This window comes from Serratia sp. szju, assembly GCF_044594185.1.
Classification (GTDB): domain Bacteria; phylum Pseudomonadota; class Gammaproteobacteria; order Enterobacterales; family Enterobacteriaceae; genus Serratia; species Serratia bockelmannii.
Genome location: NZ_CP172576.1, coordinates 4,763,815 through 4,776,226, shown reverse-complemented (window position 1 = coordinate 4,776,226; position 12,412 = coordinate 4,763,815). Strand labels below are relative to the sequence as shown.

Annotated in this window: 13 protein-coding genes; 9 read left to right on the top strand and 4 right to left on the bottom strand. The window is 56.0% G+C overall.

Going from position 1 to position 12,412, the window contains the following annotated elements:
• Positions 1–91: 91 nt before the first annotated feature.
• The 3 genes from RE418_RS22620 to RE418_RS22610 are packed head-to-tail and all read left to right on the top strand — an operon-like array spanning position 92 to position 3,137.
• On the top strand, positions 92–1,567 hold the full coding sequence (locus RE418_RS22620; protein WP_060447504.1) for a hypothetical protein: 1,476 nt from the start codon (positions 92–94) through the stop codon (positions 1,565–1,567).
• The gene (locus RE418_RS22615; RefSeq protein ID WP_060447502.1) at positions 1,564–2,307 is read left to right on the top strand and encodes an ankyrin repeat domain-containing protein; all 744 of its coding nucleotides are present in this window, start codon (positions 1,564–1,566) and stop codon (positions 2,305–2,307) included. The genes RE418_RS22620 and RE418_RS22615 overlap by 4 nt, the downstream gene beginning before the upstream one ends.
• A 56-nt stretch (positions 2,308–2,363) precedes the next feature.
• The gene (locus RE418_RS22610; RefSeq protein WP_060447500.1) at positions 2,364–3,137 is read left to right on the top strand and encodes an ankyrin repeat domain-containing protein; all 774 of its coding nucleotides are present in this window, start codon (positions 2,364–2,366) and stop codon (positions 3,135–3,137) included.
• A gap of 49 nt (positions 3,138–3,186) precedes the next feature.
• On the opposite strand, the gene sigJ is transcribed toward RE418_RS22610, so the two are convergent.
• The 3 genes from sigJ to RE418_RS22595 all read right to left on the bottom strand — a co-directional run bounded on the left by sigJ (position 3,187) and on the right by RE418_RS22595 (position 6,514).
• Positions 3,187–4,083 carry an RNA polymerase sigma factor SigJ gene (gene sigJ, locus RE418_RS22605; RefSeq protein WP_060447498.1) on the bottom strand — a complete coding sequence of 299 codons (897 nt, stop codon included), beginning with the start codon at positions 4,081–4,083 and terminating at the stop codon, positions 3,187–3,189.
• 1 nt (position 4,084) lies between these two features.
• On the bottom strand, positions 4,085–4,525 hold the full coding sequence (locus tag RE418_RS22600) for a carboxymuconolactone decarboxylase family protein (protein ID WP_060432778.1): 441 nt from the start codon (positions 4,523–4,525) through the stop codon (positions 4,085–4,087).
• A gap of 300 nt (positions 4,526–4,825) precedes the next feature.
• The gene (locus tag RE418_RS22595) at positions 4,826–6,514 is read right to left on the bottom strand and encodes an aspartate:alanine antiporter (protein WP_043137785.1); all 1,689 of its coding nucleotides are present in this window, start codon (positions 6,512–6,514) and stop codon (positions 4,826–4,828) included.
• A gap of 294 nt (positions 6,515–6,808) precedes the next feature.
• Here RE418_RS22595 and RE418_RS22590 point away from each other — a divergent pair, with 294 nt between their 5' ends.
• Entirely contained in the window at positions 6,809–7,198 is a 390-nt protein-coding gene (locus tag RE418_RS22590; RefSeq protein ID WP_025302232.1) for an inner membrane protein YbjM, read from the top strand.
• A 39-nt stretch (positions 7,199–7,237) separates the two neighbouring features.
• Here the strand turns inward: RE418_RS22590 and RE418_RS22585 are convergent, their stop codons facing one another.
• Positions 7,238–7,501: a GrxA family glutaredoxin gene (locus RE418_RS22585; RefSeq protein WP_004938676.1), complete on the bottom strand. Its 264-nt coding sequence runs from the start codon at positions 7,499–7,501 to the stop codon at positions 7,238–7,240.
• Between the two features lie 230 nt (positions 7,502–7,731).
• Here RE418_RS22585 and RE418_RS22580 point away from each other — a divergent pair, with 230 nt between their 5' ends.
• The 5 genes from RE418_RS22580 (at position 7,732) to potG (ending at position 12,392) form a co-directional block, all read left to right on the top strand.
• The gene (locus RE418_RS22580) at positions 7,732–8,046 is read left to right on the top strand and encodes a YbjC family protein (RefSeq protein ID WP_025302233.1); all 315 of its coding nucleotides are present in this window, start codon (positions 7,732–7,734) and stop codon (positions 8,044–8,046) included.
• Positions 8,047–8,100: 54 nt separating this feature from the next.
• Entirely contained in the window at positions 8,101–9,003 is a 903-nt protein-coding gene (gene rimK, locus RE418_RS22575; protein ID WP_025302234.1) for a 30S ribosomal protein S6--L-glutamate ligase, read from the top strand.
• Between the two features lie 136 nt (positions 9,004–9,139).
• Positions 9,140–9,619 (top strand): YbjN domain-containing protein, encoded by a 480-nt coding sequence (locus RE418_RS22570; protein WP_004938666.1) that lies wholly within the window; start codon positions 9,140–9,142, stop codon positions 9,617–9,619.
• Between the two features lie 406 nt (positions 9,620–10,025).
• Positions 10,026–11,135 (top strand): spermidine/putrescine ABC transporter substrate-binding protein PotF, encoded by a 1,110-nt coding sequence (gene potF, locus RE418_RS22565; protein ID WP_043137777.1) that lies wholly within the window; start codon positions 10,026–10,028, stop codon positions 11,133–11,135.
• A 123-nt stretch (positions 11,136–11,258) separates the two neighbouring features.
• Positions 11,259–12,392 carry a putrescine ABC transporter ATP-binding subunit PotG gene (gene potG / locus RE418_RS22560; protein WP_043137773.1) on the top strand — a complete coding sequence of 378 codons (1,134 nt, stop codon included), beginning with the start codon at positions 11,259–11,261 and terminating at the stop codon, positions 12,390–12,392.
• The last annotated feature ends 20 nt before the right edge of the window (positions 12,393–12,412 follow it).

Sequence of the window (12,412 nt, the reverse complement as noted above, 5' to 3'; positions counted from 1 at the left end):
ACGAAACCAGAAAAAGTCGCCCATCTGGCGAGCTGCACTGTGATGGCGCGTCTGTGCCGACCACGGAACCTTACGAGTGGGCTGGCGCCGTATGAAACTGATTCATTTCTCCTCTGAACACACGGCGCCGGAAAGCTTTTCCAGGATACTTAACCCTACAGCAGCGCGGTATGAGCTGGAACGGCATTATCTGTTCGGCGGCGCAGCCGGCATATCGATAAGCAGCCGGTATCCGATTACCCGCAATACTCAATCCGGGATTGGCGTCACCGGTTATCGTGAGGACGTGGCTGTGAAGCGCAGCGTGCTCGATGAGATCAACCGGGGCGGCTTGCTGGCGATTGATCAGGGAATGGGCACCTGGACGCCGACGAAATATGCTTTTTACGTCGACGCGGAAGGCCGATTACAGCGCTACCCAGGCAGCTCTCTTCCCGCCTTTTATCCTATCGGGCGCGTGATCGCCCGCTATGAAGAAATGGTTAGCCGCTATGGCCACCGGGCAAAACCGACGGTGCTGCCGGCGAGGCAGAATACGTCCCGGAATCCCCCTCTGCAGCAAGCCATCGCGACCGCAGTAGCAACCGTTGCCGCCACGGTGCAGGCCATCCGTCCGCTGACCAAGGCAGAACGCTGGCAAGAACGCCAGTACCTGATAGGGCGAGGCAACCGCAGCATTTACCCGGATGCGCGCATAGCTGCACAGCGCCTGGCGGAGAACAACGTTGCGGTCGAAAAGGCGAAGTTGGCGGAGAATGTCTATAAGACCACTAACCCGCTCAAGGACACGATAGACATCCCTGAAGGCTGGAAGGATATCAGTAACAATGATGGGGCGCTGGGTAAACTCGGTTTAAGCAAAGATATGCTCTATGACGATGAGGATACGCCGGGCTTTCTGGCTCGGGTTTATCAGCCTGATGAGAATGTCTTTGGCAAAGCGATGAACCCGACGGTGGTGTTCCGCGGATCGCGTGCGCCCGAGTTCCCGGAGGGAATAAGCAAGGCTGCCCAGAAAGCGTTATTGAACGGCGATTTGTCAGGGATTAAAAACCTGAGTGACTGGTCAAATAACGGCGCTCAGGGGTTGGGGTTTAATTCTGAATACTACAAAAAAGCGGTCAATATCGGTAAAACAATTAAAGGCGATGTTGGGATATCTGGCCATTCTCTGGGTGGAGGCATGGCATCTGCGGCCTCTATGGCCAGCGGTAAACCGGCATGGACGTTTAATGCAGCAGGCCTGAATGCGGGAACCGTAAAAAAATACGGCGGCTCTATAATAGGCAGCGCCGATAATATTCAGGCATATCGCGTAAAAGGAGAGCTGTTGACCAAACTGCAGGAGGTTGACTTGTGGGAGGACGCCAAAGACCTCAAATTTTATCCGCCTGCGGTGATGGCGAAAGAACGGCTGTCCATGTTGGCGCCTGACGCCGTGGGAGTAAAACACACGCTTCCCGGTGGAGCAGGTTCGCTGCTGGATAAGCACGGTATAGACCAGGCGATACAATGCATTGAAAATGAAAAAGACGATGACATTGCCACAATCAAGGGAAGAATATGAAAAAAATCATACTCATTATCACGATGGTAGTGTCTACACTCATCATGCAGGGGTGCAAACAAGGTATGGATCTACAACCACAAGATTACTTTGAAGGGACGCAGCTGGACATCGCCACCATCATCTACGAGGGGGACAGGCAAAAGCTGGATAAGGTTTTACCGACGGTAAGCAAAGAAACGTTAAATCGGCCGGCTAAGGCGGATATGACGTTGCTATTCTGGGCGATCAATAACGCTATCTTTGACAAGAACACGCCAGAGCGGCTCAAGATCATTACGGATTTGGTCAAGGCGGGAGCAGACCCATTGCAGCCAAGGCCGGAAGGGAGAAGTAGCCCGGCTGAGTATGTCATGAAAGCGGATAAAGGCGTCTGGATACAGGCTATGCTTGAAGGCGGACTATCGCCTAATGCAAGGGATGAAATAAACAATCAGCCAATAATTTTCAAGAGTTTTCAAGCGGTTAATACAGAGACATTGAGTACTCTAATAGCTTACAAAGCTGATGTTAATATCAAAGGCGCTATGAACAGAACGCCATTAATTAATGCGCTGTATAACAGTTGCCCAGAACACATTGAGGTTCTTTTGGCTCATGGCGCTAACCCATTAGCCAAAGATGATTTTAATGACAGCTTCCTTTCTTTGATTTCTGCGGAAATAGCCAAGGGAGACAAAAGTAATTCTTATATAAAGAAATTAATTAAAATTAAAGAGAAAATAAACATTATGAATTAGTTGGCTCTCAGGTGGGTGAAATAATTGGCGTTTGACGTGGATGGGATGGGTATGGCATGAGGCACATTATTCTCATTATCACCGTGGTGCTATCGATTTTTGTGATGCAGGGATGCAAACAAGGTAGGGATTTACAACCACAGGATTATTTTGAAGGGAAGCAGCTGGACATCGCCAATAGCATCTACGAGGGTGACAGGCAAAAGCTGGATAAGGTATTACCGACGGTAAGCAAAGAAACGTTAAATCGGCCGGCCAAGGCGGAGATGACGTTGCTATTCTGGGCGATAAACAACGCCATCTTTGACAAGAACACGCCAGAGCGGCTCAAGATCATTACAGATTTAGTCAAGGCGGGGGCTGAGCCATTACAACCTCAGCCTAACGCACCAGGCAGCCCCGCTGAATTTGTTATGAAAGCGGATAAAGGCATCTGGATACAGGCTATGTTAGAGGGCGGACTTTCTCCAAATGCTAGGGATAAGGTTCATAATCAACCCATTATATTTAATAGTATCTTTGCAAAAAACACAGAAACATTAGAGGTCATGTTGGAGCATGGTGCTGATATAAATATAAGAAATTCACTGGGTGATACGCTGCTCATCGATGCTTTAGACTATCACTCCTATGACCACGTCATTCTTTTATTAGAAAAAGGCGCCGATAGCGATATAAGAGGCAACTCGGGTTGGACGATGGGTAATCAACTACAACGGCTGATTAATAGGAGTACGGACGGCAGTGAGGCGAAAGCGTCTCTTGAGCGCATCAAAGACGAGCTAATTAAGCGTGGTGGGAAATGGCCACCTCTCCCCGTCAGTAAATAAGCCGTCTCGCTGTATTACCGGAAACTGGGCACATGTTGTAAAGGTGTTCTTACCGCAGAGGCATTGTCCACAGACGGTCGAGTTGCGAAAGTTTGCTTGGGTTGCGCACGATAAATACCTGAGCCAGTCGGCCTTCGGCATTCAAGCTGAGACTGACAGACGCCGTAATACGGCCTTGTTCGGATAGCAAGGCGCCCGGCACGCCATTGATGAGCGCGTGTTGCCAGAGATAGGCTCGCCAAAATACGGGCAATTTACCGCCGATAAACTCGAGTACGTCACGTTTGCCGACGAGTTCAGCCAGGTTGGCGGGCACTTTGCCGCCGCCGTCCGCACTGAGCTTAACGTCTTCGGACAACAGGGTCGAAAGCGGTTCGATATCTGCCGTTTCCACCGCCGTTTTGAAAGCGATCAGCAACGCCTCCTGCCGCTCTGTGGGCTGGGTTTTACGCTCCTCTGGGCGGCCAACTTTTTCGCGCGCGCGTGACACCAGTTTACGACACGCCGTTTCTTCCCCACCTAATGTCGTGGCGAGATCCGCGTAGGGCAAGTCAAAGATGTCATGCAGCAAATAGGCTGCGCGCTCGCGGGGAGTGAGTCTTTCGAGCAACAGCATAAAGGCCGTCGACAGCGACGATGCGAGTTCCAACGTCTGCTCGGGCGTTTTGGCTACGGCGGTTTGAATGGGTTCTGGTAGCCAAATACCGACATAATCGACGCGAGCCTGCTGCGCGGCGCGCAGCAGGTCAAGACAACGACGAGTGCAGACGGTGGTCAGCCAGGCCGCAGGATTCAGAATGCTGTGGCGATCCGCATGTAACCATTTGATATAGGTATCTTGCACGGCATCTTCCGCGTCGGCCAGAGAACCTAAAATACGATAGGCGAGGCCGATCAGAAACGATCTTCTCGATTCGAACAGTGCTGCATACTTGTCGTTTTTCATATTAGTGGCCGGAAATATGAATTCTATTCCACAGATTTATCATAGTGATATTTGCGGTTAGCGCGCTGATTTCTTCCTCGGAATAGTACGCGCGCAATGCCGCACGCAGTGGGCCATACTCGGTATGGCGTTCAAGCCGCGTTAACGCTTCTGTCCAGGCAAATGCGGCGCGCTCGCGAGGCGTGAAATCATCAACGTGTTCCCATACCACCAGCCTGTCCAGACGTGCGTTGGTTTCACCGTCCTCGCGCGCTTCTTTGGTATGCATCTCGACACAGTAACCGCAGCCATTGATTTGCGAAGCGCGCAGGAGGACGAGATGGTAGATCTTGCGCTCCAGATTGTGCGCATCGATAGCGCCATGCACTTTCAGCAGCGCGGAAAAAACGTTGGCAATGGTTTGCGCATGATTGACAGGGTCGGTATTCACTAACGTAGTCATAAGAACTCCTCATTTATCGGGTTAACACATATAGATGACGAATGAGAAGAGGGATGTGTGACCGAACCACAGCAAAAATGTGCATTTTGGGGCCGTGGGCCGTTGATGTAATACGTTTTTCAGGCAACAAAAAACCCGATAATCTTGAACCTAAAAGGCGGGATTATCGGGCTCCACAAAATGGGGACATCAAAGAAAAGCAGTGGCACTAATTCAGACTGCGGCCCCCAACGAAAGTTCTGGCCGGCGACAAAAAAATCAAAATATTTTTATCGCCGATCCATCTCTCCCGCTAATCGATCAGCCGAGTATGCCCGGCCATAGCACCACGATGAGTGAACCCGCCAGCGTTAACAGCACGTTAGCGATGGCGTAGGTGCCGGCGTAACCCAGCGCCGGGATGTTGCTGCGCGCGGTATCGCTGATGATCTCCATCGCCGGCGCGCAGGTGCGGGCGCCCATGATGGCGCCGAACAGCAGGGCGCGGTTCATGCGCAGCACATAGGCGCCGAACAGGAAGCAGATAACCACCGGCACCAGACTGACGATCAGCCCGGCGATCAGCATCTGGCCGCCGACCGCACCCAGGCTGTGGCCGATGCCGGCGCCGGCGCTCAGGCCCACGCCCGCCATAAACACCATCAGGCCGAATTCTTTCACCATGTTCAGCGCGCCCTGCGGAATGTAGCCGAAGGTCGGGTGGTTGGCGCGCAGGAAGCCGAGCATGATGCCGGACATCAGCAGGCCGGCGGCGTTGCCGATGCCGAACGAGAAGTTGCTGAACTGTATGGTGATCTGGCCGATCAAAAGGCCGATGATGAAGAAGGCGCAGAACGCCAGCAGATCGGTCACCTGGCTGTGAATCGAGATAAAGCCAATTTTCTCCGCCACGCTCTTCACCCGGCGTGCGTCGCCGCTCACCTGCAGCACGTCGCCTTTGTTGAGCACGATGCTGTCGTCGATCGGCATTTCGATCTGGCTGCGGATCACGCGGTTGAGGAAGCAGCCGTGGTCGGTCAGCTTTAGCTGGCTCAGGCGTTTGTTCACCGCGTTGCTGTTCTTCACCACGATCTCTTCGGTGACGATGCGCATGTCGAGCAGATCGCGATCGAACACTTCCTTGCCGTTGCGGAAGCTCGGGTCCAGCCGCGCGTGGGCGTCCGGGTAGCCGACCAGCGAAATCTCGTCACCCACCTGCAGCACCGCGTCACCGTCCGGGTTGGCCAGAATGCCGTTGCGGCGGATGCGTTCGATGTAACAGCCGGTCTGGCGGTAGATGCCCAGTTCACGCAGGTTCTTGCCGTCGGCCCAGGCCACCAGCTCGGGGCCGACGCGGTAGGCGCGGATCACCGGCAGGTAGACCTTGCGCTGGCTGTCGGTGTCCAGGCCGCGTTCGCGGGCGATCTGCTGGGCAGAGGTGGACAGGTCCTGGTGTTGCAGCTTCGGCAGGTAGCGCGCGCCGAAGATCAGGCTGACCAGACCGATCAGGTAGGTGAGGGCGTAGCCGAGGCTCAGATGATCCTGCGCCGCCAGCAGCGCCGGGCCGTTGACGATGGTGTTGCGTAGCGTGTCGCCGGCGCCCACCAGCACCGGCGTGGAGGTCATCGAGCCGGCCAGCATGCCGGCGGTCAGGCCGATGTCCCAGTGGAACAGCTTGCCGAGACCGACGGCGAGCACCATCGCCGAGCCGACCATCACCAACGCCAGCATCAGGTAGTTTTTGCCGTCGCGGAAGAAAATCGAGAAAAAGTTGGGCCCGGCTTCTACGCCGACGCAGAAAATAAACAGCATGAAGCCGAGATTCAGCGCCTCGGTGTTAATGGCGAAGTGTTGCTGGCCGAGCAGCAGGGAAACCACCAAAACGCCAATGGAATTACCGAGTTGGACGGAGCCCAGACGGAGTTTACCGAGGCACAGCCCCAGTGCGAGTACCACGAACAGTAACAGAATGTAGTTACCGTTTAACAAACTAGCGACGTTTATGTTCACGGAGGATAACTTATTGTTTACCAGTAAGTGCTTGATATAGATAACTATAAGAGATAAATTCAGCCTTAAAACGACGTCATAAATCACCACCAGCAGAAAGCGAAGCGAACCATCGTTCGGCGGCGTTCATTCTAGACGCTATGACCGATGACAGCCAGCACAGAAAGCTGATTTCCTGCGCCGCCGTGCGCATTTAACTCTCTTTTGACCAAGGAAAAAATTCGGTTCAGCGTCACCTCACGGGGGGCCGGACCGATTTCTATTGATGCGGTAATTGGGCGGGGGAGAATTCGCATGACGAGTTATCGATATTGGCTGGGCATTCTCAGCTGTTTTCTGTTGTTCAGCCTGGTGTTTCTCGGCCAGCAAACCGGCCTGTTCGGCAGCACGGATCATGAGCACCACGGGGAAACCGGCCTGCTGCTGTTCGTTGTCCCCGGTGCGATCGCCAGCTATCTGTCGAGCCGCAAGCGGCTGCTTTGCCCGTTGCTTGGCGCGCTGTATGCGCTGCCGCTGTGCCTGCTGATCCGCCACTTCTGGCTGACGCCGTCCTATTCGTTCTGGCAGGAGTTGGCTTATGCCACCAGCGCGGTGTTCTGGTGCGTGTTCGGCGCGATGCTGATGCTGTTCGCCCTCGGCCTGTTGCAGACGCTGCAGCAGCTGCACCGGCGGCAGCGGCAATAAAAAAAGGCGCGTTAAGCGCCTTTTTTGTCGTTCAAGAACTTACTGGAACAGGTTCAGGTGTTCTTTGGCGTAAGCTTCGAAATCGGTGCAACCGCCGATGTGCTTCTCATCCAGGAAGATCTGCGGCACGGTTTCAACCGGTTTACCGACGGTTTTTTCCAGATCGGCCTTGGTGATGCCTTCCGCGTGGATGTCAACGTAACGGAAGTTGAAATCGTCGCGTTCTTCAGTCAGTTTTTCCGCCAGTTCTTTAGCGCGGACACAATAAGGACAGCCAGGACGCCCGAAGATTACTGCAAACATGCAACGCTCCTTAATTGGATTTTCAATAAATGGTTCGCTATTGCAACGACATCCCGTCACCGAAAAAGTCATTACCTGCGTCAGATGGCGCCTACTATGCCCGTTGAGGCCATGAAAAAAAAGCAGGAATTACCTGTTAATCTGATTCATGTAACCAATTAGTCAGCCGGGGCTGTCGCCGTTGGCGGGAATTCACTACACTGGGGGCGGACCTTCTGGAGAAGAAAAATATGCGTTCATTCGGTGACTTACCGCGCCCGGTGCTGGTGTTGGAAGGGCTGGGTATCGTGATGTTGGTGCTGGCCTACCTCAGCATTCACGGCCACCTGCAGCTGCCTGGCTGGCTGGCATCGCAGCAGGCGGCGGTCGGCATGATTTTCCTCGGCGTGGCGTTGATGGTGCCGGCGGCGGCATTTCTGGTGTGGCGCGTGGTGCAGGGCTTTGGCCCGCTGATGCGCGGCGGGTTGCCGCCGGAAAACGATCGCCGCAAACCGCGAGATGCGGATGCATCGAAAGATAATCAGGACCGTGATCCGCGCGCCTGAGTGCCGCGGCCGCTAACCCGCCTGCCGGGCAGGCGTTGGCTTTTGGGGTGACGAGTGAAAATTGCCATTCTTTCTCGCGACGGAACGCTCTATTCATGCAAGCGGCTGCGTGAAGCGGCGGAAGATCGCGGGCACAGCATCGATATCATCGATCCGCTTTCCTGTTATATGAACATCAACCCGGCGGCGCCGACCATTCACTATCGCGGCCGCCAGTTGGAGCGTTATGACGCGGTGATCCCGCGCATCGGCTCCGCCATCACCTTTTACGGCACCGCGGTGCTGCGCCAGTTCGAGCTGCTTGGCAGCTACCCGCTCAACGAATCCGTGGCCATTACCCGAGCTCGCGATAAGCTGCGTTCGCTGCAACTGCTGGCGCGGCAGGGCATCGATCTGCCGATCACCGGCTTTGCCCATTCGCCGGACGACACTGGCGACCTGATCGAGCTGGTCGGCGGCGCGCCGCTGGTGGTCAAGCTGGTGGAAGGCACGCAGGGTATCGGGGTGGTGCTGGCGGAAACCCGCCAGGCGGCGGAAAGCGTGATCGACGCCTTTCGCGGGTTGAATGCCCATATCCTGGTGCAGGAATACGTGCGCGAGGCGCAGGGGCGCGACGTGCGCTGCCTGGTGGTGGGCGGCCGGGTGGTGGCCGCCATCGAGCGGCAGGCGAAGCCCGGCGAGTTTCGCTCCAACCTGCATCGCGGCGGCACCGCCCGCAAAGTGACCATCACCGCCAGGGAGCGGGCGATTGCGGTCAAAGCGGCGAACACGCTGGGGCTGGACGTCGCCGGGGTGGATATCCTGCGCGCCGAGCGCGGCCCGCTGGTGATGGAGGTCAACGCGTCGCCGGGGCTGGAAGGGGTGGAGACCACCACCGGGTTGGACATTGCCGGCATGATGATCGAATACATCGAGCAGCGCGGCCGGCCGGGGTTCCGCCTGAAATCCGGTGGTTGACGGGGCGGTCGGCGCGCTTTTCCCGCCGAGCAATATCTTAATTAGTGAATTAAGCCGCATTGATCGTGGCGTATCGGGTGAATATTCCGTAAGCTATGCGCCTTTTCGCGTTTTGAATATTGTGAGGCTGGTTATTATGGATTCACTCATTGTCCCCGATTTGGCGCTGTTGCGGCGCTGGCTGGATCAGTCGGGCATTTCTTTCTTTGAGTGCGATTCCTGCCAGGCGCTGCACCTGCCGCACATGCAGAACTTCGACGGCGTGTTCGACGCCAAGATAGATCTGGTGGACAACGTCATCCTGTTCTCCGCGCTGGCCGAGGTGAAACCGACCGCGCTGATCCCGCTGGTGGCGGACCTGAGCCAGATCAACGCCAGTTCGCTGACCATCAAGGCCTTTGTCGACATTCAGGACGACAACCTGCCGAAGCTGATCGTCTGCCAGTCGTTGAGCGTGGCGGTGGGCATCACCTACGAGCAGTTCACTCATTTCATGCAGCAGGGCGAAGAGCAGGTCTCGATGGTGATCCTCGAGGCGCGGGCGAACGATCTGCTGTTTATGGGGGACGAAGAAGAGATCCCCGCTGGCGCCGTGCGTCAGCCGATGCTGCACTGATCCTCGCCGTACCTTAAGCATGCCGTCGCTCCGGCGGCATGCTGCCGTTATTCCCTTCCGCAATAAAATATTCTGCACTTTGGCCTTTGCCGCCCGATCTTTCTCGTCTTTTGTGCCGTTAATGGCGTATCACATAGAGAAAAACTGCATAAAAAATCGATAAATGGCGTTTTTTACCCTGGGGGCTGGCGGGTTGCGATGGCAGCGGCTATGCTGCTGATTCTGCAAAGGGCTTGCGATTTCCCTTGTAACCACGCGAGCAGGGCAGTGCAAAAAGGCGCATGCAATCATATGCATAGCCATTCATTTCGCGGTTGCAACGATTGCGCTCAATCAGGAAAGGTTTTGTATCGCTGCAGATACAAGTTCAATTCTATGATTTACCCTGTTTTGGAGGAAGTTACGGATGGTCACCCAACGTAAAAAGTGGTTATCGGGTGTGGTTGCCGGTCTGTTGATGGCCGCGTCCGTCACGGCGTCAGCCGAAGAGAAAACGCTGCACGTGTATAACTGGTCCGACTATATCGCGCCGGATACCCTGGCCAAATTCCAGAAAGAAACCGGCATCAAAGTGGTGTACGACGTCTTTGACTCCAACGAAGTGTTGGAAGGCAAACTGATGGCGGGCAGCACCGGTTATGATCTGGTGGTTCCTTCATCCAACTTCCTCGAGCGCCAGTCGCAGGCCGGCATCTTCGAGCCGCTCGACAAGAGCAAAATGCCCAACTACAAGAATCTCGATCCCGAGATGCTGAAGCTGGTTGCACATAATGACAAAGACAACAAATACGGCATCCCATACCTGATGGTGACCACCGGCATCGGCTACAATGTCGACAAGGTGAAGGCGGCATTAGGCAAAGACGCGCCGGTCGACAGCTGGGATCTGATCCTCAAGCCGGAAAACCTCGAGAAGCTGAAAAGCTGCGGCGTCTCCTTCCTCGATGCGCCGAGTGAGGTTTACGCCACCGTGCTGCACTACCTGGGCAAGGATCCCAACAGCACCAATGCGGCGGACTATACCGGCGCGGCCAATGATCTGCTGCTGAAGCTGCGGCCGAGCATTCGTTACTTCCACTCTTCACAGTACATCAACGATTTGGCTAACGGCGATATCTGCGTGGCGATCGGCTGGTCCGGCGACGTGATGCAGGCGGCCAACCGCGCCAAAGAGGCGAAGAACGGCGTGAACGTGGCCTATGCGATCCCGAAAGAAGGGGCGCTGACCTACTTCGACATGTTCGCCATGCCGGCGGACGCCAAGAACAAAGACGCCGCGTACCAGTTCCTGAACTTCCTGATGAAACCTGACGTGATGGCGGGCATCAGCAACTATGTCTATTACGCCAATGCGGTGAAAGATTCCACGCCGCTGGTGAAGGCCGAGGTGCGCGAGAACCCGAACGTCTATCCGCCGGCCGATCTGCGCGCCAAGCTGTTCACGCTCAACGTGCAGTCGCCGAAGCTGGACCGTGTCATTACCCGCGCATGGACTAAAGTTAAAAGCGGGAAGTGATGATGGGGGGATACCCCCCGATCGTCGGTAAACCGGCAGGCGGGCGCTCCCCGCCTGCACTGCTGTTTTGGGCCACGGCACTCGCCGTGGTTTTGTGCCGCTTTACGCCGGAGAGCACCCCGATTGAACGACGCCATCCCTCGTCCTCAAGCCAAGTCGCAGAAGGTCTTCACCCCTCTGCTGGAAATCCGTAACCTCACCAAAACCTTCGACGGGCAGAATGCGGTCGAAGACGTCAGCCTCACCATCTACAAGGGCGAGATCTTTGCGCTGCTTGGGCCGTCTGGCTGCGGCAAGTCAACCTTACTGCGCATGTTGGCCGGCTTTGAACAGCCGACGGAAGGGCAGATCGTGCTCGACGGGCAGGATATGTCGCACGTGCCGCCGTACCAGCGGCCGATCAACATGATGTTTCAGTCTTACGCGCTGTTCCCGCATATGACGGTAGAGCAGAACATCGCCTTCGGCCTGAAGCAGGACAAAATGCCGCGGGCGGAGATCGCCGAGCGGGTGGCGGAAATGCTGGCGCTGGTGCACATGCAGGAGTACGCCAAACGCAAACCGCACCAGCTTTCCGGCGGCCAGCGGCAGCGGGTGGCGCTGGCGCGCAGCCTGGCCAAGCGGCCCAAGCTGCTGCTGCTGGATGAGCCAATGGGCGCGCTGGACAAGAAGCTGCGCGATCGCATGCAGTTGGAAGTGACCGATATTCTCGAGCGCGTCGGCGTCACCTGCGTGATGGTGACGCACGATCAGGAAGAGGCGATGACCATGGCGGGGCGCATCGCCATCATGAACCGTGGCAAGTTCGTGCAGATCGGCGAGCCGGAAGAGATCTACGAGCATCCGAATAGCCGCTTCAGCGCCGAATTTATCGGTTCGGTCAACGTCTTCGACTGCGTATTGCAGGAGCGCCACGACGATGCGCTGATCCTGCAAAGCCCCGGATTGCGCCATGCGATCAAAGTAGATCCGGACGCCTCGGTGGTGGACGGCGTGCCGATCCAGGTCGCGCTGCGGCCGGAAAAGATCCTGCTGTGCGAACAGGTGCCGGAAGACGGCTGCAACTTCGCGGTAGGGGAAGTGGCGCACATTGCCTACCTGGGCGATCTGTCTATTTATCACGTGAAGCTGCACAGCGGGCAGATTATCAGCGCCCAGCTGCAAAACGGCCACCGTTTCCGCAAGGGGATGCCCACCTGGGGCGATGAAGTGCGTCTGTGCTGGGAAACCGACAGCTGTGTCGTGTTGACGGTGTAGCGGAGCCGCTGAGGAGTAAC